Genomic DNA, 22769 nt, shown 5'->3' on the forward strand with positions numbered 1-22769 from the left:
TAAAATTTACATTAGTAATCACACTATTGATGTTTGGTTAAGATACGCAATGGTGAAATCGACGTCATGTATAACCATTGATTTCATGAATATGTCGCAGCTAACTGAACGGACCTTTACGCCATCTGAATCTCTCAGCAGCCTGTCACTTTTTCTTAGTCTGGCACGTGGACAGTGTCGGCCGGGTAAATTCTGGCATCGCCGTAGTTTTCGCCAGAAATTTTTGCTGCGCTCGTTGATTATGCCGCGTTTAAGCGTTGAGTGGATGAACGAACTTTCCCACTGGCCCAATCTCAATGTGTTGTTAACGCGCCAGCCGCGACTGCCTGTGCGTCTGCATCGCCCTTACCTTGCGGCGAATCTTAGCCGTAAGCAATTGCTGGAGGCGTTACGTTACCATTATGCGTTACTCCGCGGGTGTATGTCGGCGGAAGAATTCAGCTTATATTTGAATACCCCCGGGCTGCAACTGGCTAAACTGGAAGGCAAAAACGGCGAGCAGTTCACGCTTGAGCTGACCATGATGATCTCAATGGATAAAGAAGGTGACAGCACAATCCTGTTCCGCAACAGCGAAGGTATTCCTCTGGCAGAGATCACGTTTACCCTGTGTGAATATAAGGGGAAAAGAACAATGTTTATTGGCGGACTGCAAGGCGCAAAATGGGAAATTCCACATCAGGAAATCCAGAATGCGACGAAAGCCTGCCACGGGCTATTTCCCAAACGCCTTGTGATGGAAGCGGCCTGTCTGTTTGCCCAACGTTTGCAGGTAGAGCAGATTATTGCCGTCAGCAATGAAACGCATATTTACCGCAGCCTGCGTTATCGTGATAAAGAAGGCAAGATCCATGCCGATTACAACGCGTTCTGGGAGTCGGTTGGCGGCGTATGTGATGCTGAACGCCATTACCGCCTTCCGGCACAGATAGCACGAAAAGAGATTGCCGAAATCGCCAGTAAAAAACGGGCTGAATACCGTCGGCGCTATGAGATGCTCGACGCTATTCAGCCACAAATGGCCACGATGTTTCGCGGTTAATCCGCGCGACCGCGCGCCAGCCACAGCACGCGTGAGAACATTTTTTTCAGCAGCGTCGGTACGGAGTCCACACCACGACGTCCGGCCTCCATTGCCACTTCAATGGCAAGATCGGGTTTGGAAGAGCGATGGATCGCTTTCGAGATAATTTTGCGCAGATTCATCGGTACATTTTCCGGGATTTGCGCCACGCGGTGGAACACATCGGAAAATCCCTGGCGATACATAAAATGTTCCATATCCAGCGCCGGTAACGCCGTTAAATGTTCTCGTTCGGCTTCCCGATCGTTATTCAACAGGCTGCGTACCGTAGCGGCATATTTCTTCCCTGCTTCATCGCCATCGACCAGTACATGCCATTCAATCCCCATTCGGCGGGCAAATTTAACCAGTGGCTTTAGCCCGGACTGGGCAAACTCAATGACCTTGATTCCTTCGGCATCAAAATGATGTCCGCACTGACGCGCCAGTTCATTGATAACCCAGGTTTCCGTTTCCCCTTCCACCAGCAGCCAGCAGCGAGCAAACAGCGATGACGGACGGTTAAAACGAATGTGAAAGGATATGCGTCGGCTATCTTCGGTACTCAAGCCACTCGGCCCCAGACGCCAGGCGGCAACGCGCGAGGACTCACGTACCAGTCGGCAAACATGCTCTACCGGCGTTAACGAAAGTAACTCACCCGAGTTGGTGGTGGCAATGCGCTGCAAGGGCAGAAGATTCAACAGATGCCAGGCAACTGAAAGCATAATGGGGTGTAAACGGGTTTCTGGATCTTCGATCAGCAACAATGGACGGGCGTCTTTATCCAGTCGCAATGTGCCTTTTGCCTGCAATAAAGTAGCAAACAGGCCGAGCAAAATAACCCGATACGAGCGCCCTCCAGGTCGGTCAATCATCCGGTTGATGATATCCAGATAGCGCCAGCTTCGTTGCTCATTGCTGGCTCGCCGCCGCATTAAACGATATCGCGCCTGTCCAGCTCCCTGCTCAGAAAAATAATGCTCAAGAAGTTGCACCATTGCGGAAAGTCCCTGACGAATCTGCCCATCAGAGAGATTTTGCGGATGTGAGGATAATTCACGGGCGAGGAAATCGAGCTGGCGCGCGGTGACTTCCACATTGGGGACATTTGGCACCGTGCCGTTACGAATACGGCGCATAAAACGGGCATCACGCAAGCGCAGCACCGGCATTAAACGCACCAGATGACGAGCCTGATCGTTAATATCCTCAACATCAATCGGATGTCCGTCTTTATCGAGAAAACTGCGCAGTGTCATCACGCTGCCGTCTTCCGCACTCTCCCCTTCCAGACGATAAAAAATACGGTGATAACCATCGGTGCATGGCGTCCAGCACGCTTCCAGCGGCCGATAGCGGCGAACCCGATGTCGGCCTGGCAGCGATTCGCGGAAGGTCAAAATAATATGCAGATGATGTTCTCGCCCGTTGATATCTCCCGGCGGGAACCAGAAATCGTCGCGCTCAAAATGGTAGAGATCTGATTCTGGCGATAGCAGCAGGGTTAAGGCGTCCAGCAAGCTGGATTTACCCCACGCGTTCTCCCCAATCAGGACGTTGTTTTGTTCCAGCATCAACGACAAACGGTTGATACCGCGAAAACCCACAATTTCAACGCGCTCAAGAATCATATCCCCTCCAGAAATATGTGACTTATCCTTTACGCTGGCAGTATAACGGGAAAGGCCATGCTAATACGTGATGACATCACATTTAAGCATGGCAAATGTCTGAAAAATGAGCGAATAATCGCGTTATACTCCCTCTTGCTGATAAGCCTGCAAAAACAACAAAATCAAATAATTAGCATGATAAATTATTTTTATTACGCCTAAAGGATTAAATCTTTTGCTTGCACTACACTGTCAATCAGACAAATGACTATATGGGGCAACCCGCTGTTGCCCTAAATCAAATTTACTGGATTTATTTATCTGGTGAATGACTCGCCTTCGTTTTTAAAATAGCCGCGCATTATTTCCGTCGTCACTTTTTTACGACGACCCTATAAAACGACCATATTTTTCACAGGGTCAATTTTTAATTGAGGTGGATATGTTCAGAAAATTAGCAGCTGAATGTTTTGGTACTTTCTGGCTTGTTTTTGGTGGCTGTGGTAGTGCCGTACTGGCCGCAGGCTTCCCGGAATTAGGCATTGGTTTTGCCGGCGTGGCGCTGGCATTCGGTCTGACCGTTCTGACGATGGCCTTTGCTGTTGGTCATATTTCTGGTGGTCATTTTAACCCGGCGGTCACTATTGGTTTATGGGCTGGCGGACGTTTCCCGGCAAAAGAAGTCGTTGGCTACGTAATTGCCCAGGTTGTCGGCGGTATTGTTGCGGCGGCGCTGCTGTATTTAATTGCCAGTGGTAAAACAGGTTTTGACGCGGCAGCCAGCGGTTTTGCTTCTAACGGTTATGGCGAGCATTCGCCAGGCGGTTATTCCATGCTTTCCGCGCTGGTAGTTGAACTGGTATTGAGTGCAGGTTTCCTGCTGGTGATCCACGGCGCAACCGACAAATTCGCTCCTGCTGGTTTTGCGCCGATCGCTATTGGTCTGGCCTTAACCCTGATTCACTTAATCAGTATTCCGGTGACTAACACTTCTGTTAACCCGGCGCGCAGCACCGCGGCTGCTATCTTCCAGGGCGGCTGGGCGTTAGAACAACTGTGGTTCTTCTGGGTGGTGCCAATTGTCGGCGGTATTATCGGTGGTCTGATTTACCGGACCCTGCTGGAAAAGCGTAATTAATTAGCATTGGCATTTTATCTGCCCTGGTTGTTTTATCTTCGACGTTACAAACCGCACGGGTGTTGGTGGCGTCAAAATCGCTGAAGCGTTCCCCGAAGGCCGGGGCAGCCCACATGGATGTGGGCTGAGGGCGCGTCTTACAGGACGTTACCTCGCGCCCGACCCGGTAGCCGAAGGGGATAAGCTGAAGGCACCGCGCAGCGGCGATTTTGTTCGCCAGAGCCCGGGGGTGCAGGGGGCGGCGGCGACTGGCCGCCCCCTGCGCGCTCCCTGCGCCAGTGGCTTTATATGGCATTGCACATGAAAGGAGCGCAACAATGCTAAACACTCATATAGAATTAAAAATCTCCCTCTGATGCATAACATTTCCTTTTAATTGCAACTTTACTCGTCCTTCCGCTTTCAGTAGTGTGTCATCGCGCATTTCGACTTCATCTTTGCAAGGACTGGGTTTTCATGTTTTCTGGGCTGTTAATCATTCTGGTTCCCCTGATTGTGGGTTACCTCATTCCGCTTCGCCAAAAAGCTGCATTAAGAGTTATTAATCAGCTATTAAGCTGGATGGTTTACCTTATTCTCTTTTTTATGGGTATCAGTCTGGCGTTTCTCGATAACCTCGCCAGTAACCTGTTGGCGATTCTGCATTATTCTGCTGTCAGTATTACCGTTATTTTACTGTGTAATATTGCCGCCCTGATGTGGCTGGAGCGCGGCCTGCCATGGCGCAATCACCATCAGCAAGAAAAACTCCCGTCGCGTATTGCGATGGCGCTGGAGTCGCTAAAACTGTGCGGCGTAGTAGTGATTGGTTTTGCCATTGGCCTGAGTGGACTGGCTTTCTTACAACACGCGACCGAAGCCAGTGAATACACCTTAATTCTGCTACTTTTCCTCGTCGGTATTCAGTTGCGCAATAATGGCATGACCTTAAAGCAGATTGTCCTTAATCGCCGGGGAATGATTGTCGCCGTGGTGGTGGTTGCCAGTTCATTAATTGGTGGTTTAATTAACGCCTTTATTCTTGATCTTCCCATCAATACCGCGCTGGCAATGGCCTCCGGTTTCGGCTGGTATTCTCTTTCCGGTATTTTATTGACCGAATCTTTTGGTCCGGTAATCGGGAGCGCGGCGTTTTTTAATGATCTGGCCCGTGAGCTGATTGCTATTATGTTAATCCCTGGGCTGATTCGCCGTAGCCGCTCTACTGCACTGGGCTTATGCGGTGCGACGTCGATGGATTTCACCCTGCCCGTTCTTCAACGTACAGGCGGGCTGGATATGGTCCCGGCGGCTATTGTTCACGGTTTTATTCTTAGTCTGTTAGTGCCGATTCTCATCGCCTTTTTCTCTGCATAATACCTCTCTGGCGGTAGATCTCTGCCGCCAAAATTGCGCTAAATCAATCTCCCTTAAAGTTGCATTAAAAATCTCTTTTATCCCCGCGTTAAGCGTCTTAACCTTAAACATGTATATTAAATATAACTTTAAAAGGTGTGATCATGTTTTGTGTGCAATGTGAACAAACTATCCGTACTCCGGCAGGAAACGGCTGCTCATACGCGCAGGGGATGTGTGGTAAAACGGCAGAAACCTCTGACCTTCAGGATTTACTCATCGCGGCGCTGCAAGGGCTTTCGGCCTGGGCAGTGAAAGCACGTGAATACGGCATCATCAACCACGATGTAGACAGCTTTGCGCCACGTGCCTTTTTCTCAACCCTGACCAACGTTAACTTCGATTCTCCGCGTATTGTCGGCTACGCTCGTGAAGCGATTGCCCTGCGCGAGGCGCTGAAAGCACAATGCCTGGCTGTAGATGCCAACGCCCGCGTCGATAACCCGATGGCTGACCTGCAACTGGTGAGCGACGATCTCGGCGAGCTGCAACGTCAGGCAGCAGAATTTACCCCTAACAAAGATAAAGCGGCGATTGGCGAAAACATTCTCGGCCTGCGTCTGCTGTGCCTGTATGGCCTGAAAGGTGCGGCGGCCTATATGGAACACGCGCATGTTCTCGGTCAATACGACAACGATATTTATGCCCAGTACCATAAAATCATGGCGTGGCTGGGGACCTGGCCTGCCGATATGAACGCGCTTCTTGAGTGTTCAATGGAAATCGGCCAGATGAACTTCAAAGTGATGAGCATTCTGGACGCAGGCGAAACCGGTAAATACGGTCACCCGACGCCAACTCAGGTCAACGTCAAAGCGACGGCGGGTAAATGCATTCTGATTTCCGGTCACGATCTCAAAGATCTCTACAACCTGCTGGAACAGACCGAAGGCACGGGCGTTAATGTTTACACCCACGGCGAAATGCTGCCTGCGCATGGCTACCCGGAGTTGCGTAAATTCAAGCATCTGGTCGGTAACTACGGCAGCGGCTGGCAGAATCAGCAAGTGGAGTTCGCTCGTTTCCCAGGCCCCATCGTGATGACCTCGAACTGCATCATCGACCCAACCGTAGGCGCTTATGACGATCGTATCTGGACCCGCAGCATCGTTGGCTGGCCGGGTGTGCGTCATCTGGATGGCGAAGATTTCTCTGCAGTCATTGCCCAGGCGCAACAGATGGCGGGCTTCCCGTACAGCGAAATTCCGCACCTGATCACCGTGGGCTTTGGTCGCCAGACACTGCTTGGCGCAGCCGATACGCTGATTGATCTGGTGAGCCGTGAAAAACTGCGTCATATCTTCCTGCTTGGCGGCTGTGACGGCGCACGCGGCGAGCGTCACTATTTCACCGATTTCGCCACCAGCGTGCCGGATGACTGCCTGATCCTGACCCTCGCTTGCGGTAAATATCGCTTTAATAAACTTGAGTTTGGCGATATCGAAGGTCTGCCGCGTCTGGTAGATGCTGGTCAATGTAACGATGCTTACTCAGCAATTATTCTGGCGGTAACGCTGGCAGAGAAACTGGGCTGCGGAGTCAACGATCTGCCGCTGTCGCTGGTGCTCTCCTGGTTTGAACAGAAAGCGATTGTCATTCTGCTGACGCTGCTTTCTCTGGGTGTGAAAAATATCGTCACCGGCCCGACTGCACCTGGTTTCCTGACACCAGACCTGCTGGCGGTGCTGAACGAGAAATTCGGCCTGCGTTCTATCACCACTGTTGAAGAAGACATGAAGCAACTGTTGAGCGCGTAAGGAGTTTGTCGATGACGATGCCAACGAATCAATGCCCGTGGCGGATGCAGGTTCATCACATTACGCAAGAAACGCCGGATGTGTGGACGATTTCCCTGATTTGCCACGATTACTACCCATATCGCGCCGGGCAATATGCACTGGTCAGCGTGCGTAACTCAGCGGAAACGCTGCGTGCTTACACCATTTCCTCCACGCCAGGCGTGAGTGAATACATCACCCTGACTGTGCGGCGGATTGATGACGGTGTCGGCTCCCAGTGGCTGACGCGCGATGTAAAACGCGGTGATTATCTCTGGCTTTCGGACGCGATGGGGGAATTTACCTGCGATGATAAAGCAGAAGATAAATTCCTGTTGCTGGCGGCAGGCTGCGGCGTTACGCCGATTATGTCGATGCGTCGCTGGCTGGCGAAGAACCGTCCACAGGCCGATGTGCAGGTGATCTACAACGTGCGTACGCCGCAGGATGTGATTTTCGCCGATGAGTGGCGTAACTATCCGGTAACGCTGGTGGCGGAAAATAACGTTACCGAAGGCTTTATCGCTGGTCGTCTCACTCGCGAACTGCTGGCAGGTGTCCCTGATTTAGCCTCACGTACCGTGATGACCTGTGGCCCTGCTCCATATATGGATTGGGTAGAGCAGGAAGTGAAAGCGCTCGGCGTGACGCGTTTCTTTAAAGAGAAATTCTTCACCCCAGTAGCGGAAGCGGCGACCAGCGGTCTGAAATTCACCAAACTGCAACCGGCACGAGAATTTTACGCCCCGGTTGGCACCACGCTACTGGAGGCGCTGGAAAGCAATAACGTTCCGGTTGTCGCCGCCTGCCGCGCAGGTGTTTGCGGCTGCTGTAAGACGAAAGTGGTTTCCGGTGAATATACGGTGAGCAGCACAATGACGCTGACCGACGCCGAAATCGCTGAAGGTTATGTACTGGCCTGCTCCTGCCATCCGCAGGGGGATTTGGTTCTCGCATAATCGCCTGATGCCCGATGATATTCCTTTCATCGGGCTATTTAACCGTTAGTGCCTCCTTTTTCTCCCATCCCTTCCCCCTCCGTCAGATGAACTAAACTTGTTACCGTTATCACATTCAGGAGATGGAGAACCATGAAACAAACGGTTGCAGCTTATATCGCCAAAACACTCGAATCGGCAGGCGTGAAACGCATCTGGGGAGTCACGGGCGACTCTCTGAACGGTCTTAGTGACAGTCTTAATCGCATGGGCACCATCGAGTGGATGTCCACCCGGCATGAAGAAGTGGCGGCATTTGCCGCTGGCGCTGAAGCACAACTTAGCGGAGAACTGGCGGTCTGTGCCGGATCGTGCGGTCCCGGCAACCTGCACTTAATCAACGGCCTGTTCGATTGCCACCGCAATCACGTTCCGGTACTGGCGATTGCCGCTCATATTCCCTCCAGCGAAATTGGCAGCGGCTATTTCCAGGAAACCCACCCACAAGAGCTATTCCGCGAATGTAGTCACTATTGCGAGCTGGTTTCCAGCCCAGAGCAGATCCCACAAGTGCTGGCAATTGCTATGCGCAAAGCGGTGCTTAACCGTGGCGTTTCCGTTGTTGTGTTACCGGGCGACGTGGCGTTAAAACCTGCGCCAGAAGGGGCAACTACCCACTGGTATCATGCGCCACAGCCGGTAGTAACACCGGAAGAAGAAGAGTTACGCAAACTGGCGCAGCTGCTGCGTTATTCCAGCAATATCGCCCTGATGTGTGGCAGCGGCTGTGCGGGGGCGCATAAAGAGTTAGTTGAGTTTGCCGGGAAAATTAAAGCGCCTATAGTCCATGCCCTGCGCGGTAAAGAACATGTCGAATACGATAATCCATATGATGTTGGAATGACGGGATTAATCGGCTTTTCGTCAGGTTTCCATACCATGATGAACGCCGACACGTTAGTGCTGCTCGGTACTCAGTTTCCCTACCGTGCGTTCTACCCGACCGATGCCAAAATTATTCAGATTGATATCAACCCAGCCAGCATCGGCGCTCACAGCAAGGTGGATATGGCACTGGTCGGCGATATCAAGTCGACTCTGCGTGCATTGCTGCCATTGGTGGAAGAAAAAGCCGATCGCAAGTTTCTGGATAAAGCGCTGGAAGATTACCGCGACGCCCGCAAAGGGCTGGACGATTTAGCTAAACCGAGCGAGAAAGCCATTCACCCGCAATATCTGGCGCAGCAAATTAGTCATTTTGCCGCCGATGACGCTATTTTCACCTGTGACGTTGGTACGCCAACGGTGTGGGCGGCACGTTATCTAAAAATGAACGGCAAGCGTCGCCTGTTAGGTTCGTTTAACCACGGTTCGATGGCTAACGCCATGCCGCAGGCGCTGGGTGCGCAGGCAACCGAGCCGGAACGTCAGGTGGTCGCCATGTGCGGCGATGGCGGTTTTAGCATGTTGATGGGCGATTTCCTCTCAGTAGTGCAGATGAAACTGCCGGTGAAAATTATCGTCTTTAATAACAGCGTGCTGGGCTTTGTGGCGATGGAGATGAAAGCCGGAGGCTACCTGACAGACGGTACTGAGCTGCACGACACCAACTTTGCCCGCATTGCCGAAGCGTGCGGCATTACGGGTATTCGTGTAGAAAAAGCCTCTGAAGTCGATGAAGCCCTGCAACGCGCCTTCTCCATCGACGGTCCGGTGATGGTGGATGTGGTGGTCGCCAAAGAAGAGTTAGCCATTCCACCGCAGATCAAACTCGAACAGGCCAAAGGTTTCAGCCTGTATATGTTGCGCGCAATCATCAGCGGACGCGGTGATGAAGTGATCGAACTGGCGAAAACAAACTGGCTAAGGTAAAAAGGGTGGCATTTCCCGTCATAATAAGGACATGCCATGATTGATTTACGCAGTGATACCGTTACCCGACCGAGCCGCGCCATGCTCGAAGCGATGATGGCCGCCCCGGTTGGGGACGACGTTTACGGAGACGACCCTACCGTTAATGCTCTGCAGGACTATGCAGCAGAGCTTTCCGGTAAAGAAGCCGCCATTTTTCTGCCTACCGGCACTCAGGCCAACCTGGTCGCTCTGCTCAGTCACTGCGAACGCGGCGAAGAGTATATCGTCGGTCAGGCCGCGCATAACTATCTGTTTGAAGCCGGTGGCGCAGCAGTGCTGGGCAGTATTCAGCCGCAACCCATCGACGCGGCTGCCGACGGCACGCTACCTCTGGATAAAGTGGCGATGAAGATCAAACCCGACGATATCCATTTCGCCCGCACCAAATTACTCAGTCTGGAAAACACCCACAACGGCAAAGTGTTGCCGCGGGAATACCTGAAAGAAGCATGGGAATTTACTCGCGAGCGCAATCTGGCGCTGCATGTTGACGGTGCGCGCATCTTTAATGCCGTGGTGGCTTACGGCTGCGAACTGAAAGAGATCACGCAATATTGTGATTCGTTCACCATTTGCCTGTCGAAAGGTCTTGGGACGCCAGTCGGTTCATTACTCGTCGGTAATCGTGATTACATTAAACGCGCCATCCGCTGGCGGAAAATGACCGGCGGCGGGATGCGCCAGTCCGGCATTCTGGCTGCCGCCGGGATGTATGCCCTGAAAAATAACGTCGCGCGCTTACAGGAAGACCACGACAACGCCGCCTGGATGGCGGAGCAGTTGCGTGAAGCAGGCGCGGATGTGATGCGTCAGGACACCAATATGCTGTTTGTTCGCGTCGGGGAAGAAAATGCTGCCGCGTTAGGCGAATACATGAAAGCGAGAAACGTGCTGATTAACGCCTCGCCGATTGTCCGCCTGGTGACCCATCTTGACGTCTCGCGTGCACAACTGGCGGAAGTCGCCGCCCACTGGCGCGCATTCCTGGCGCGTTAAGGAGGGAGACGTGCCGCAACGCATTTTAGTTCTCGGTGCCAGTGGCTATATTGGTCAGCATCTGGTGCACACACTCAGCCAGCAGGGGCATCAGATCCTGGCGGCGGCACGTCATGTCGACAGGCTTGCAAAACTGCAACTGGCAAACGTCAGTTGCCATAAAGTCGATCTCAGCTGGCCGGATAACCTTCCGGCCCTGTTGCAGGATATCGATACGGTCTATTTTCTGGTGCACAGCATGGGCGAAGGCGGCGATTTTATCGCTCAGGAGCGCCAGGTGGCTCTCAACGTCCGCGATGCGCTACGTGAAGTCCCAGTTAAGCAATTAATCTTTCTCAGTTCGTTGCAGGCCCCGGCACATGAGCAGTCTGACCATCTGCGCGCCCGTCAGGCTACGGCGGATATTCTTCGTGAAGCGGGTGTCCCGGTGACCGAATTGCGTGCCGGAATAATCGTTGGTGCAGGTTCAGCGGCGTTCGAAGTCATGCGCGATATGGTCTACAACCTGCCAGTGTTAACGCCGCCACGCTGGGTTCGTTCACGCACCACGCCCATCGCGCTGGAAAACTTGCTGCACTATCTGGTGGCGCTGTTAGATCATCCGGCCAGCGAACATCGCATCTTCGAAGCCGCCGGACCAGAAGTGCTCAGTTATCAGCAACAGTTTGAACATTTTATGGCGGTGAGCGGTAAGCGCCGCTGGTTGATCCCCATCCCCTTTCCGACCCGCTGGATTTCGGTGTGGTTTCTCAATGTGATTACTTCCGTACCGCCCACCACCGCCAAAGCGTTGATTCAGGGGCTGAAACATGATCTGCTGGCGGATGACACCGCGTTACGTGCACTCATCCCACAACGGCTGATTGCTTTCGATGACGCGGTACGTCGCACCCTGAAAGAGGAAGAAAAGCTGGTCAACTCCAGCGACTGGGGATACGACGCTCAGGCCTTTGCCCGCTGGCGACCGGAGTACGGTTATTTCGCCAAACAGGCGGGGTTTACCGTTAAAACGTCCGCCAGCCTTGCGGCTTTATGGCAGGTGGTGAATCAAATCGGCGGTAAAGAGCGTTATTTCTTTGGCAATATTTTGTGGCAAACCCGGGCGTTGATGGACCGCGCGATCGGTCATAAGCTGGCGAAAGGCCGCCCGGAGCGTGAATATTTGCAGACCGGCGATGCGGTGGATAGCTGGAAAGTGATTGTCGTTGAACCGGAAAAACAACTTACGCTGTTATTTGGCATGAAAGCGCCGGGGCTGGGACGACTGTGTTTTACCCTGGAAGATAAAGGTGACTATCGTACTATCGATGTTCGCGCATTCTGGCATCCGCACGGTATGCCGGGGCTGTTTTACTGGTTATTGATGATCCCCGCGCATCTGTTTATTTTTCGCGGAATGGCAAAACGAATCGCCAGACTGGCAGAACAAAGCACAGATTAATCGACAAAACCTGCGTTATTCTTTCATGTTTCCCATTGCATCATGGGGGAAATCACGGAAGAATGCGCACGTTATTTTCTCAACAACAGTGGATTGATATGAAGGTACTGGTTACCGGCGCCACCAGCGGCTTAGGTCGAAACGCGGTAGAGTTTTTATGCCAGAAAGGCATCAGCGTGCGAGCGACCGGTCGCAACGAGGCAATGGGTAAATTGCTGGAAAAAATGGGCGCAGAGTTTGTTCCGGCGGATCTGACCGAGCTGGTCTCATCACAAGCTAAAGTGATGCTCGCGGGCATTGATACGCTGTGGCACTGCTCCAGCTTTACCTCGCCCTGGGGGACACAACAGGCTTTCGATCTGGCTAACGTTCGCGCCACTCGCCGCCTGGGTGAATGGGCTGTCGCCTGGGGTGTGCGTAACTTTATTCATATCTCTTCCCCCTCCCTGTACTTCGATTATCACCACCATCGCGATATTAAAGAAGATTTTCGCCCTCACCGCTTCGCCAACGAGTTTGCCCGCAGCAAAGCAGCCAGCGAAGAGGTGATCAATATGCTTTCGCAGGCGAATCCACAAACGCGCTTTACTATTCTGCGCCCACAAAGTCTGTTCGGACCGCACGATAAAGTCTTTATTCCCCGTCTGGCGCATATGATGCACCACTACGGCAGCATTCTGTTACCGCATGGCGGCAGTGCGCTGGTCGATATGACCTACTATGAAAATGCCGTGCACGCCATGTGGCTGGCAAGCCAGGAAGCCTGCGATAAGCTACCTTCCGGGCGTGTGTACAACATCACCAACGGCGAGCATCGCACACTGCGCAGCATCGTGCAGAAGCTGATCGACGAGTTGAATATTGACTGTCGTATTCGTTCCGTCCCCTACCCGATGCTGGATATGATCGCCCGCAGCATGGAGCGTTTAGGCCGCAAGTCAGCAAAAGAGCCGCCGCTGACCCACTACGGCGTCTCCAAGTTGAATTTTGACTTTACGCTGGATATTACGCGCGCGCAGGAAGAGTTAGGTTATCAGCCGGTCATCACCCTGGATGAAGGTATCGAGAAAACTGCCGCCTGGCTACGCGACCACGGAAAACTGCCGCGCTAATCCTGCCCGTATTTCTCCAGCAACGCTTCGGCAATCGCCTGAGTTTCTGCATCCGCTTCGCCGTTGTATAACGTCGGGCGGAAATGCATCTGGAACGCCATAATCACGCGCCGCTGCTCGCGCGGTGTCATATCAGGTTTAACGTCATAACCGTAGCGCGCCAAAAGCTCCAGTAATGATGCGGTATCTACCAGTGTGTGCGGCGCGCGCCCGGCAAGGTAAAAGTTCACCCGCTGCGCATCCGGCCAGGCACCAATCCCCTGCTGCGCCAGTTGTTGCCAGGGGAATAACGGCCCCGGATCGTCTTTGCGCTGCGGCGCAATATCCGCATGCGCCACTACGTTTTCCGGCTTGATGTGATAACGGGCAATAATATCTTTCGCCAGCGGAATAAGCGCCTGAATCTGTGCCTGTTCAAACGGGGCAAAATATTTCACTCCGGATGATTTTTGCCAGCCACGGTTTTCCAGCTCAATGCCAATAGAGGTGTCGTTAAGACGCGTTGCCCCGCGCCAGGCGCTAATCCCCGCATGCCAGGCCAGTTCCTGTTCCGGCACCAGTTGCCAGATGCGCGGTTTACCGTTGTATCGCGGTGGTACCGCAGGGACCAGATAATGCGAGCTGACCTGCTTATCGGTCAGTGTCGCCAGCGAGCTATCAAAATCATCTGCGGTGTAGTGGATAACCAGCACTTTAATGCGCGGATACGCCGCCTGCGCCTGGCGTCGGGTATCAAGCTGATATCCCTCTTTCTCGACAATGCCTTTTTCGCCTGCACACCCTGCCAGTAACAGAGCGACAGCGACCAGCCAAAAGACTCTTCTCATCGACGCGTTTTCACCGCCGTACCGCTGACGCTAACCATCAGCATACTGCCATTTTGCCCGACCGTTTCGTAGTCGATATCAATACCGACTACGGCATCAGCCCCCAGCGCCCGGGCCTGATCGCCGAGCTCCTCAAAGGCGATCTCCCGCGCTTTACGCAATTCTTTTTCATAAGCCCCGGAGCGTCCGCCAACGATATCGCGGATACCGGCAAAGAAATCACGGAAAATATTGGCACCTAAAATCGCTTCGCCGGTCACCACACCGCAATATTCGACGATGGTCTGGCCTTCCAGAGTTGGGGTTGTAGAAAATTGCATGATCGATCTCCTTGTTTGCTAAGCCTTCGATCTTCAAAGCATTATCGGACTGATACGCTATTATTGAAAGGATATCATTATTATCGTAGAACGCTTTCAAGGTGTTCGCTTATAAGGAAATCATCATGCGCTATAGCAAATTGACCATGCTTATCCCTTGCGCACTGCTACTCAGTGCCTGTACCACCGTCACGCCAGCTTATAAAGATAACGGCCCCCGCACCGGTTCCTGTGTCCAGGGGGGGCCTGATAGCGTGGCTCAACAGTTCTATGACTACCGCATTCAACATCGCGGCAATGACATTACCGCTCTGCGCCCCTATTTGAGTGACAAACTGGCAACCCTACTTAGCGATGCCAGCCGCGATAATAGTCATCGTGAATTGTTAAGCAGCGATCCGTTCTCCAGTCGAACCACCTTGCCAGACAGCGCCCACGTTGCCAGTGCATCGACTATCCCTAATCGTGATGCCCGTAACATTCCATTGCGCGTGGATCTCAAGCAGGGTGACCAGGGCTGGCAGGATGAAGTGTTAATGATTCAGGAAGGCCAGTGTTGGGTCATCGACGATGTGCGCTACTTAGGCGGTAGCGTTCATGCCACAGCGGGTACGCTCCGTCAGTCCATCGAGAATCGCTAACGTCTTGATCAACCAATAAACCCCGTAAATTGTACGGCATTTCGTGAGGAATGCCGACATTTATGCTCGCCGACCACCGCCCCCGTTATTTTGTGCTATGTTTATTGAATAATGCGCTTTGCTTTTAACTTTTAAAGCAGAAATATTGCATAATTATTCTGTCAAAGGTACTATCTTCGACCTCAATAGCTATCAGACTGCCAGTATACGAGTGTCAATGAGTATTCAATTAAACGGCATTAATTGCTTCTACGGCGCGCATCAGGCGCTGTTCGATATCACGCTGGATTGCCCACAGGGCGAAACGCTGGTGTTACTTGGCCCCAGCGGCGCGGGTAAAAGCTCGCTGCTGCGTGTACTCAATCTGCTTGAGATGCCGCGCTCCGGTACGCTCAACATTGCAGGCAACCATTTCGATTTCACCAAAACACCCTCTGACAAAGCGATTCGCGATTTGCGTCGTAACGTTGGCATGGTGTTTCAGCAATACAACCTGTGGCCGCATCTGACCGTGCAGCAAAACCTGATTGAAGCGCCCTGCCGTGTACTGGGGTTGAGCAAAGATCAGGCGCTGGCCCGTGCAGAAAAACTGCTGGAACGTCTGCGTCTCAAACCTTATAGCGATCGTTACCCGCTGCATCTTTCTGGTGGTCAGCAGCAGCGTGTTGCTATTGCCCGTGCGTTGATGATGGAACCGCAGGTACTGCTGTTCGATGAACCGACCGCCGCACTGGACCCGGAAATTACGGCACAAATCGTCAGCATCATTCGTGAGTTGGCAGAAACGAATATTACCCAGGTGATCGTCACCCACGAAGTTGAAGTGGCGCGTAAAACCGCCAGCCGAGTGGTGTATATGGAAAACGGTCATATCGTAGAACAAGGCGACGCGAGCTGCTTTACCGAGCCGCAAACCGAAGCATTTAAAAACTATCTCTCTCACTAAGATTCGGGATAACAACAATGAAAAAAGTTCTGATTGCCGCGTTAATTGCAGGTTTTAGTCTTTCCGCCACAGCTGCCGAAACCATTCGTTTTGCTACCGAAGCCTCCTATCCTCCGTTTGAATCGATTGATGCAAACAACCAGATCGTTGGTTTTGACGTCGACCTGGCACAGGCGCTGTGTAAAGAGATTGATGCAACCTGTACTTTCTCTAACCAGGCGTTTGACAGCCTGATCCCAAGCCTGAAATTCCGTCGCGTAGAAGCAGTGATGGCCGGGATGGATATCACCCCAGAACGTGAAAAGCAGGTGCTGTTTACCACCCCTTACTATGACAACTCTGCCCTGTTTGTGGGTCAGCAGGGTAAATACACTAGTGTTGATCAGCTGAAAGGCAAAAAAGTCGGCGTTCAGAACGGGACGACACACCAGAAGTTCATTATGGATAAGCACCCGGAAATCACCACCGTTCCGTATGACAGCTACCAGAACGCAAAACTGGATCTGCAAAACGGTCGTATCGACAGCGTATTCGGTGACACCGCAGTGGTCACCGAGTGGCTGAAAGACAACCCGAAACTGGCGGCAGTGGGCGATAAAGTGACCGATAAAGATTACTTCGGTACTGGCCTCGGCATCGCAGTACGCCAGGGCAACACTGAACTGCAGCAGAAACTCAACACTGCGCTGGAAAAAGTGAAGAAAGATGGCACTTACGAAACCATCTATAACAAATGGTTCCAGAAGTAATTCCTGATGAATGAATTTTTTCCTTTAGCAAGCGCCGCCGGGATGACCGTCGGCCTTGCCGTTTGTGCATTGATTGTCGGGCTGGCGCTGGCGATGTTCTTTGCGGTATGGGAGTCTGCAAAATGGCGTCCTGTCGCGTGGGCAGGTTCAGCGCTGGTAACCATTCTGCGTGGCCTGCCAGAAATTCTGGTGGTGCTGTTTATCTATTTTGGCTCCTCGCAGCTGCTGCTGACGCTTTCGGATGGCTTCACTATCAATCTTGGGTTCGTGCAGATCCCAGTGCAGATGGACATTGAGAACTTCGACGTTAGCCCGTTCCTTTGTGGTGTCATCGCTCTGTCGCTGCTGTATGCCGCCTATGCCTCGCAAACGCTGCGCGGCGCGTTGAAAGCGGTGCCGGTGGGCCAGTGGGAATCTGGTCAGGCGCTGGGGCTGTCGAAATCGGCTATCTTTTTCCGTCTGGTGATGCCGCAGATGTGGCGTCATGCGCTGCCTGGTCTCGGTAACCAGTGGCTGGTGCTGCTGAAAGATACCGCGCTGGTCAGTTTGATTAGTGTGAATGATTTAATGCTACAAACCAAAAGCATCGCTACCCGTACCCAGGAACCATTTACCTGGTACATTGTGGCGGCGGCGATTTACCTGGTGATCACCCTGCTCAGTCAGTACATTCTCAAACGCATTGACCTGCGCGCGACACGTTTTGAGCGGAGGCCCAGCTAATGTTTGAGTATTTACCCGAACTGATGAAAGGGCTGCACACCAGCCTGACGCTAACCGTTGCCTCGCTGATTGTGGCACTGATTCTGGCATTGATTTTTACCATCATCCTGACGCTGAAAACGCCGGTGCTAGTGTGGCTGGTACGGGGCTATATCACGCTGTTTACCGGTACGCCGCTGCTGGTGCAGATCTTCCTGATTTATTACGGACCGGGCCAGTTCCCGACGTTGCAGGAGTATCCGGCACTGTGGCATTTGTTGTCAGAACCGTGGTTATGTGCGCTGATTGCGTTGTCGCTGAACAGTGCGGCGTACACCACGCAGCTGTTTTACGGTGCGATTCGCGCGATCCCGGAAGGTCAGTGGCAGTCCTGTAGCGCCCTGGGAATGAGCAAAAAAGATACGCTGGCGATCCTGCTGCCGTACGCGTTTAAACGCTCGCTCTCTTCTTATTCCAACGAAGTGGTGCTGGTGTTCAAAAGTACTTCTCTGGCTTACACCATTACGCTGATGGAAGTGATGGGATACAGCCAGTTGTTGTACGGACGCACCTACGATGTCATGGTGTTCGGTGCGGCAGGGATTATTTACCTGATTGTTAACGGTCTGCTGACGCTGATGATGCGTCTGATCGAGCGTAAAGCACTGGCGTTTGAGCGAAGGAATTAATTTGGCTGCGTGCTGATGCCGGATGCGGCGTGGACGCCTTATCCGGCCTACATAGTGCATAAATTCTTATAATGAAGACGGACAACTCACTAAGCTGTCCGTCTTTTTTTATTTCATTTAAATTATTTAATCATATTTATTGCATATAAATTCACTTGATGGCATTGTTATCCCATGCCGCAGACACGGCCAAAAATCATAAGATTGACAGACGGGAGTTCCATCATGAAAAAGTTAGTTCTTGCCGCTTTACTTGCTTCTTTTACTTTCGGTGCTTCTGCCGCAGAGAAAATCAATTTTGGCGTTTCAGCCACCTATCCACCCTTTGAATCTATAGGTGCTAATAATGAGATTGTCGGCTTTGATATCGACCTGGCAAAAGCCTTGTGCAAACAAATGCAGGCAGAATGTACTTTTACTAATCACGCGTTCGACAGCCTGATCCCGTCACTGAAATTCAGAAAATATGACGCCGTAATCTCCGGAATGGATATCACGCCGGAGCGTAGCAAACAGGTATCGTTTACCACGCCCTACTACGAAAACTCAGCCGTCGTGATTGCCAAAAAAGATACCTACAAAACGTTTGCCGATCTGAAAGGCAAACGTATTGGGATGGAAAACGGCACCACGCACCAGAAATATATTCAGGATCAGCACCCGGAAGTGAAAACCGTCTCCTATGACAGTTATCAGAATGCCTTTATCGATCTGAAAAATGGCCGTATTGATGGGGTATTTGGTGACACAGCGGTGGTTAATGAATGGCTGAAAACCAACCCACAACTGGGCGTTGCGACTGAAAAAGTGACCGATCCGCAATACTTCGGCACCGGCCTGGGTATCGCTGTACGTCCGGATAACAAAGCTCTGCTGGAAAAACTGAATAACGCGCTGGCAGCAATTAAAGCTGACGGTACATATCAGAAAATCAATGACCAGTGGTTCCCGCAGTAAGATTCAGAAAGCCGCACCTGCGGCTTTTTTATTGCTTAACCAGCAGTGTCAGCACTTCGTAATGCGCAGTGTGCGGGAACATATCAAAAAGCTGTACCCGTTCGATGCGGTAACCTGGCAGTTCGCGGATATCTTTCACCATGGTTTGGGCGTTACAGCTGGAGTAGATAATAAAACGCGGTGCCATCGTTGAGAGATAATCACACAGCGGTTTACCGATGCCGCGGCGCGGCGGGTTAACCAGCACCAGCTCCGGCACCTCCCCCTGAGCAGTGGCAAACTGAGTGGAGTCCAGCGCCTGAAATTGCAAACGCGTTAAGCCCAGTTCAGCGGCTGACTGCTTTGCACAGGCAATGGCCTCTGGCGCAATTTCGATCCCGGTTAACTGCATGTCAGGCGTCGCGCAGTGTAAACCAAAGCCCCCCACACCGCAGAACAGATCCCACATATGTTTAACCGGCAGCTGTCGTACCCAGTCGCGCGCGGTGGCGTACAACTGGCTGGCGACCGCCGGATTAGTCTGGAAGAAACTTTGCGGACGGATCCACAGCGGTACGTCATTAAAACGCTCTGCCAGCGCCTGTTGTTCAGTCAGGTAAATCTCCGTCTCCCCTTCCATAATCGCCATATGTACCGGCTGAATATTGACGGTAATAACTTTCAGCTGCGGTAGTTGTTCCTGTAACAACGGCAGCGCCTTACGCAGTTGCGCCAGCTTGGTATCAGAACGCAGTACAAAGCGCAGCATCATGCCGCCATCGCTCTGGCTTTCAGTCAGCAGAATGTATTTCAGTTCGCCACGCTTACGCGCCACGTTGTAGGGCGTTAACCCCGCTCGGGCGATAAACGGTTTTAGCGCCGCAAAAACGGGCGCAAATGAGGCAGGATAAAGCGGACAGTCACAAAGGTCTTCCGGCGTGCCGTCGCGATGCAGCATACCGAGCAGTGGTTTTTCAACGCTACCACTCACCACCATTTTGGCTTTATTACGAAACCCTTGTTCCGGGCCTGACACCGGCGCGCACCATTCCTCAACCGGAAAGTCGGCGAGCAGATTTTTAAGATCGGCGGTTTTAGCGGAGAGTTGCTCTGGAATCGGCTGCGTTATCCACTGACAGGAACGACAGCGACCCGCGTCGTAAAGTGCGCACTGCATACATTGACCTTCACATCATCAGGGGCGACGATTATACACATTATTGCAACTGGAAGAACCGCCGACTGGTCGAGGGAACGAACAGCAGCATCAGGATGAGCATATCCGGCAACTTCTGCAGCATCAGACTATGGAAGATTTCACGTTTTGATTCACCGGGAATGCTGAACAGCTCCGGATAACCATACCCCAGCGAGGCCGCCCACAAGTAACTTGCGGCTGTGATTTGTGTCAACAGATACAGCCAGCGCGCCCAGCGACGCCCTTTCACCAGTGAAAACGCACACCAGATCTCAATGAAAACCAGCACCAGACTGCTCAAAAAGACCAGCGTTAAACTCCAGGTTTGTACGCTGCGATGAATGAACTCGCCAATACCGCGCACGCCCAGCGTATTGAAAATCATCAGCACGTCGAGGCCACGGATCATAATAATGGCGAGCGCCGCCACCTGCACCAGCGCAGGCACATTCAGGCGAGCATGAGATGAAGATGTTTTCTTAAAAAATCCCAACGTTTCGTCTTCCATGAAAACAATGCCGCGACATGCGCGGCATTATGTAGCCAGGTTGGCAAATTTTAGTGTCTTCAGCCACGTCTTGCACGCTGGATGTCGCGTATCCGCTGTTTTTCTGCGCGCGCCATCAGATACCAGGCGATAAATCCGACAATTCCGACCGCGCCGAGGATCAATGTTGCCAGGGCGTTGATTTCCGGATTCACCCCCATCCGCACGCTGGAAAAGACCAGCATCGGTAACGTGGTGGCTCCCGGCCCGGAAACAAAGCTGGCGATCACCAGATCATCAAGCGACAAAGTAAAAGCCAGTAACCAGCCAGAAATGATCGCGGGCATGATCATCGGTAGCGTAATGACAAAAAACACTTTCAGCGGCGTCGCACCGAGATCCATCGCGGCTTCTTCTATCGAGCGATCCAGTTCCCGCAGACGCGACGAAATAACGACTGCCACATAAGCCGTACAGAAAGTGACATGCGCCAGCCAGATGGTGAGCATACCGCGGTCCGCAGGCCAGCCAATAGCATGAGCAAGCGCGACGAATAACAACAACAGCGACAACCCCGTGATGACATCTGGCATCACCAGCGGCGCGGTGATCATAAAGGCAAAACCATTTGATCCGCGAAACCTGCCAAAACGCACCAACACCACCGCCGCAATCGTCCCGAGGATCGCCGCTGCCGTTGCCGCACAGGCTGCAATTGTCAGACTTAAACCAACCGCACTCATCATCGCGTCATCGCGCAATAATTCGCCATACCAGCGCGTTGACCAGCCGGCCCACACCGTCACCAGTTTCGAGCTGTTGAATGAATAGATAACCAGCATCAGCATTGGCGCGTAGAGAAAGGTGAAGCCCAGCAGCAAAATCACAATCCGCCAGGGCGAACGAACAACCGGTAAATTATTCATCCGTGTTCTCCCACGCTTTTTTGCTGGTGTTTGTGAAACCACATTATCGGCACAATTAGCAGCAGCAACATGATGATCGCTACCGCCGAGGCTACCGGCCAGTCGCGGTTGTTAAAGAACTCCTGCCACAGCACGCGCCCGATCATGATGCTGTCCGGGCCACCGAGCAGTTCCGGGATCACAAACTCGCCCACAGCAGGGATAAACACCAGCATCGATCCGGCAATAATCCCCCCTTTGGTGAGTGGCATGATCACGGTAAAGAACGTTTTCAGCGGTCGTGCACCGAGATCCAGTGCCGCTTCTACCAGCGAATAATCAATACGAATCAACGCGGTGTAAATCGGCAGCACCATAAACGGCACGTAGGCGTAAACAATGCCAATATAAACCGCAAAGTTGGTATGCAGAATGGTCAGCGGTTGATCGATAACCCCCAGCCACAGCAGAAAATTATTCAGCACACCGTTGTTTTTTAATATTCCCATCCAGGCGTAGACACGAATCAGAAACGAGGTCCACGACGGCAGGATCACCAGTAGTAATAAGATATTACGGGTCGAAGGCTTACTGTGCGCCACCGCCCACGCCAGCGGATAGCCGATCAGTAAACAGCAAATAGTCGAAATCGCCGCCACCTGTAACGACTGGAGATAAGCATCAAAATAGAGCGGATCGTCGGTCAGTTGCAGAAAATTACCGAGATTAAGAGTGATAGAAAGTTGCCCGTCAGCCCACTCCATCAATTCGGTATAAGGTGGAATAGCGCGCGCCATCTCCGCCAGGCTTATTTTAAAGACGATCAGAAATGGCAGCAGAAACAGCAAGATCAACCAGATATATGGCAACGCAATGACCAGTTTGCGCCCATGCTTCATTTGCAGCTGCGACAACCACAGCTTAAATCCGCCCGGCGGTTTCGACTGGGCAGCAGGTTCAAGTGTACTCATCTTTGCT

At 52.4% G+C, this 22769-nt stretch carries 22 protein-coding genes; 15 read left to right on the top strand and 7 right to left on the bottom strand.

All coding sequences use genetic code 11. The features are described 5' to 3' along the window. The first annotated feature begins 85 nt into the window (after positions 1 to 85). On the top strand, positions 86 to 1042 hold the full coding sequence (locus ACJHWT_RS12890; protein WP_129560793.1) for a VirK/YbjX family protein: 957 nt from the start codon (positions 86 to 88) through the stop codon (positions 1040 to 1042). On the opposite strand, the gene ACJHWT_RS12895 is transcribed toward ACJHWT_RS12890, so the two are convergent. Further along, positions 1039 to 2697 carry an ATP-dependent endonuclease gene (locus tag ACJHWT_RS12895; RefSeq protein WP_000599806.1) on the bottom strand — a complete coding sequence of 553 codons (1659 nt, stop codon included), beginning with the start codon at positions 2695 to 2697 and terminating at the stop codon, positions 1039 to 1041. The genes ACJHWT_RS12890 and ACJHWT_RS12895 overlap by 4 nt on opposite strands. Positions 2698 to 3121: 424 nt before the next feature. On the opposite strand from ACJHWT_RS12895, the gene aqpZ reads away from it, so the two are divergent. The 8 genes from aqpZ to ACJHWT_RS12935 all read left to right on the top strand — a co-directional run bounded on the left by aqpZ (position 3122) and on the right by ACJHWT_RS12935 (position 13391). Then, on the top strand, positions 3122 to 3817 hold the full coding sequence (aqpZ, locus tag ACJHWT_RS12900) for an aquaporin Z (RefSeq protein ID WP_001317746.1): 696 nt from the start codon (positions 3122 to 3124) through the stop codon (positions 3815 to 3817). A gap of 456 nt (positions 3818 to 4273) precedes the next feature. Next, positions 4274 to 5173, top strand: coding sequence for an L-lysine exporter LysO (gene lysO, locus ACJHWT_RS12905; RefSeq protein ID WP_000491136.1), 900 nt, complete (start codon positions 4274 to 4276; stop codon positions 5171 to 5173). A gap of 143 nt (positions 5174 to 5316) precedes the next feature. Next, positions 5317 to 6969, top strand: a complete 1653-nt coding sequence (hcp, locus tag ACJHWT_RS12910) for a hydroxylamine reductase (RefSeq protein ID WP_000458817.1) — start codon at positions 5317 to 5319, stop codon at positions 6967 to 6969. Positions 6970 to 6980: 11 nt separating this feature from the next. Continuing rightward, positions 6981 to 7949 (top strand): NADH oxidoreductase, encoded by a 969-nt coding sequence (gene hcr / locus ACJHWT_RS12915; RefSeq protein ID WP_000178672.1) that lies wholly within the window; start codon positions 6981 to 6983, stop codon positions 7947 to 7949. Between the two features lie 132 nt (positions 7950 to 8081). Beyond that, entirely contained in the window at positions 8082 to 9800 is a 1719-nt protein-coding gene (poxB, locus tag ACJHWT_RS12920; RefSeq protein WP_000815360.1) for a ubiquinone-dependent pyruvate dehydrogenase, read from the top strand. 36 nt (positions 9801 to 9836) lie between these two features. Continuing rightward, the gene (gene ltaE, locus ACJHWT_RS12925; protein ID WP_000566378.1) at positions 9837 to 10838 is read left to right on the top strand and encodes a low-specificity L-threonine aldolase; all 1002 of its coding nucleotides are present in this window, start codon (positions 9837 to 9839) and stop codon (positions 10836 to 10838) included. Between the two features lie 10 nt (positions 10839 to 10848). After that, positions 10849 to 12279 (top strand): SDR family oxidoreductase, encoded by a 1431-nt coding sequence (locus tag ACJHWT_RS12930; protein WP_001136507.1) that lies wholly within the window; start codon positions 10849 to 10851, stop codon positions 12277 to 12279. 98 nt (positions 12280 to 12377) lie between these two features. After that, on the top strand, positions 12378 to 13391 hold the full coding sequence (locus ACJHWT_RS12935; RefSeq protein ID WP_001338420.1) for an NAD-dependent epimerase/dehydratase family protein: 1014 nt from the start codon (positions 12378 to 12380) through the stop codon (positions 13389 to 13391). On the opposite strand, the gene amiD is transcribed toward ACJHWT_RS12935, so the two are convergent. Together amiD and ACJHWT_RS12945 are read right to left on the bottom strand one after the other, a co-directional pair. Then, the gene (gene amiD / locus ACJHWT_RS12940; RefSeq protein WP_001255192.1) at positions 13388 to 14218 is read right to left on the bottom strand and encodes an N-acetylmuramoyl-L-alanine amidase AmiD; all 831 of its coding nucleotides are present in this window, start codon (positions 14216 to 14218) and stop codon (positions 13388 to 13390) included. The genes ACJHWT_RS12935 and amiD overlap by 4 nt on opposite strands. Then, on the bottom strand, positions 14215 to 14538 hold the full coding sequence (locus tag ACJHWT_RS12945) for a heavy metal-binding domain-containing protein (protein WP_001160731.1): 324 nt from the start codon (positions 14536 to 14538) through the stop codon (positions 14215 to 14217). The genes amiD and ACJHWT_RS12945 overlap by 4 nt, the downstream gene beginning before the upstream one ends. Before the next feature lie 125 nt (positions 14539 to 14663). Between ACJHWT_RS12945 and ACJHWT_RS12950 the strand changes: the two genes are divergently transcribed. The 6 genes from ACJHWT_RS12950 to artJ all read left to right on the top strand — a co-directional run bounded on the left by ACJHWT_RS12950 (position 14664) and on the right by artJ (position 19222). After that, the gene (locus ACJHWT_RS12950; RefSeq protein WP_001298306.1) at positions 14664 to 15179 is read left to right on the top strand and encodes a lipoprotein; all 516 of its coding nucleotides are present in this window, start codon (positions 14664 to 14666) and stop codon (positions 15177 to 15179) included. A 217-nt stretch (positions 15180 to 15396) separates the two neighbouring features. Continuing rightward, positions 15397 to 16125, top strand: a complete 729-nt coding sequence (gene artP, locus ACJHWT_RS12955; protein ID WP_000027205.1) for an arginine ABC transporter ATP-binding protein ArtP — start codon at positions 15397 to 15399, stop codon at positions 16123 to 16125. A 17-nt stretch (positions 16126 to 16142) separates the two neighbouring features. Continuing rightward, a complete protein-coding gene (artI, locus tag ACJHWT_RS12960) occupies positions 16143 to 16874 on the top strand; it encodes an arginine ABC transporter substrate-binding protein ArtI (RefSeq protein ID WP_000756575.1) in 732 nt (243 codons plus the stop codon). A 6-nt stretch (positions 16875 to 16880) separates the two neighbouring features. Next, positions 16881 to 17597 (top strand): arginine ABC transporter permease ArtQ, encoded by a 717-nt coding sequence (gene artQ, locus ACJHWT_RS12965; protein WP_001001691.1) that lies wholly within the window; start codon positions 16881 to 16883, stop codon positions 17595 to 17597. Further along, the gene (artM, locus tag ACJHWT_RS12970) at positions 17597 to 18265 is read left to right on the top strand and encodes an arginine ABC transporter permease ArtM (RefSeq protein WP_000464489.1); all 669 of its coding nucleotides are present in this window, start codon (positions 17597 to 17599) and stop codon (positions 18263 to 18265) included. Before artQ ends, artM begins: the two co-directional genes overlap by 1 nt. 225 nt (positions 18266 to 18490) lie before the next feature. After that, positions 18491 to 19222 carry an arginine ABC transporter substrate-binding protein ArtJ gene (gene artJ / locus ACJHWT_RS12975; protein WP_001295905.1) on the top strand — a complete coding sequence of 244 codons (732 nt, stop codon included), beginning with the start codon at positions 18491 to 18493 and terminating at the stop codon, positions 19220 to 19222. A 28-nt stretch (positions 19223 to 19250) separates the two neighbouring features. On the opposite strand, the gene rlmC is transcribed toward artJ, so the two are convergent. Genes rlmC through potH form a run of 4 tightly spaced genes read right to left on the bottom strand, consistent with a single transcriptional unit; the run spans position 19251 to position 22762 of the window. Beyond that, on the bottom strand, positions 19251 to 20378 hold the full coding sequence (gene rlmC, locus ACJHWT_RS12980; protein WP_001149700.1) for a 23S rRNA (uracil(747)-C(5))-methyltransferase RlmC: 1128 nt from the start codon (positions 20376 to 20378) through the stop codon (positions 19251 to 19253). A 40-nt stretch (positions 20379 to 20418) separates the two neighbouring features. Then, positions 20419 to 20907, bottom strand: coding sequence for a YbjO family protein (locus tag ACJHWT_RS12985; protein ID WP_000389260.1), 489 nt, complete (start codon positions 20905 to 20907; stop codon positions 20419 to 20421). A 59-nt stretch (positions 20908 to 20966) separates the two neighbouring features. Next, positions 20967 to 21812 carry a putrescine ABC transporter permease PotI gene (gene potI, locus ACJHWT_RS12990; RefSeq protein WP_001061658.1) on the bottom strand — a complete coding sequence of 282 codons (846 nt, stop codon included), beginning with the start codon at positions 21810 to 21812 and terminating at the stop codon, positions 20967 to 20969. Next, complete coding sequence (gene potH, locus ACJHWT_RS12995) at positions 21809 to 22762, bottom strand: putrescine ABC transporter permease PotH (RefSeq protein WP_000105433.1); 954 nt, start codon at positions 22760 to 22762, stop codon at positions 21809 to 21811. The genes potI and potH overlap by 4 nt, the downstream gene beginning before the upstream one ends. Positions 22763 to 22769 lie beyond the last annotated feature (7 nt).

Origin of the sequence: Escherichia sp. WS338, assembly GCF_046486405.1 — a bacterium.
Taxonomy (GTDB): Bacteria; Pseudomonadota; Gammaproteobacteria; order Enterobacterales; family Enterobacteriaceae; genus Escherichia; species Escherichia coli.

Bases quoted from the DNA above. Each gene is read 5' to 3' on its own strand.
- ACJHWT_RS12890 (WP_129560793.1), top strand. From the start codon at position 86: ATGAATATGTCGCAGCTAACTGAACGGACCTTTACGCCATCTGAATCT.
- ACJHWT_RS12895 (WP_000599806.1), bottom strand. From the start codon at position 2,697: ATGATTCTTGAGCGCGTTGAAATTGTGGGTTTTCGCGGTATCAACCGT.
- aqpZ (WP_001317746.1), top strand. From the start codon at position 3,122: ATGTTCAGAAAATTAGCAGCTGAATGTTTTGGTACTTTCTGGCTTGTT.
- lysO (WP_000491136.1), top strand. From the start codon at position 4,274: ATGTTTTCTGGGCTGTTAATCATTCTGGTTCCCCTGATTGTGGGTTAC.
- hcp (WP_000458817.1), top strand. From the start codon at position 5,317: ATGTTTTGTGTGCAATGTGAACAAACTATCCGTACTCCGGCAGGAAAC.
- hcr (WP_000178672.1), top strand. From the start codon at position 6,981: ATGACGATGCCAACGAATCAATGCCCGTGGCGGATGCAGGTTCATCAC.
- poxB (WP_000815360.1), top strand. From the start codon at position 8,082: ATGAAACAAACGGTTGCAGCTTATATCGCCAAAACACTCGAATCGGCA.
- ltaE (WP_000566378.1), top strand. From the start codon at position 9,837: ATGATTGATTTACGCAGTGATACCGTTACCCGACCGAGCCGCGCCATG.
- ACJHWT_RS12935 (WP_001338420.1), top strand. From the start codon at position 12,378: ATGAAGGTACTGGTTACCGGCGCCACCAGCGGCTTAGGTCGAAACGCG.
- amiD (WP_001255192.1), bottom strand. From the start codon at position 14,218: ATGAGAAGAGTCTTTTGGCTGGTCGCTGTCGCTCTGTTACTGGCAGGG.
- ACJHWT_RS12945 (WP_001160731.1), bottom strand. From the start codon at position 14,538: ATGCAATTTTCTACAACCCCAACTCTGGAAGGCCAGACCATCGTCGAA.
- ACJHWT_RS12950 (WP_001298306.1), top strand. From the start codon at position 14,664: ATGCGCTATAGCAAATTGACCATGCTTATCCCTTGCGCACTGCTACTC.
- artP (WP_000027205.1), top strand. From the start codon at position 15,397: ATGAGTATTCAATTAAACGGCATTAATTGCTTCTACGGCGCGCATCAG.
- artI (WP_000756575.1), top strand. From the start codon at position 16,143: ATGAAAAAAGTTCTGATTGCCGCGTTAATTGCAGGTTTTAGTCTTTCC.
- artQ (WP_001001691.1), top strand. From the start codon at position 16,881: ATGAATGAATTTTTTCCTTTAGCAAGCGCCGCCGGGATGACCGTCGGC.
- artM (WP_000464489.1), top strand. From the start codon at position 17,597: ATGTTTGAGTATTTACCCGAACTGATGAAAGGGCTGCACACCAGCCTG.
- artJ (WP_001295905.1), top strand. From the start codon at position 18,491: ATGAAAAAGTTAGTTCTTGCCGCTTTACTTGCTTCTTTTACTTTCGGT.
- rlmC (WP_001149700.1), bottom strand. From the start codon at position 20,378: ATGCAGTGCGCACTTTACGACGCGGGTCGCTGTCGTTCCTGTCAGTGG.
- ACJHWT_RS12985 (WP_000389260.1), bottom strand. From the start codon at position 20,907: ATGGAAGACGAAACGTTGGGATTTTTTAAGAAAACATCTTCATCTCAT.
- potI (WP_001061658.1), bottom strand. From the start codon at position 21,812: ATGAATAATTTACCGGTTGTTCGTTCGCCCTGGCGGATTGTGATTTTG.
- potH (WP_000105433.1), bottom strand. From the start codon at position 22,762: ATGAGTACACTTGAACCTGCTGCCCAGTCGAAACCGCCGGGCGGATTT.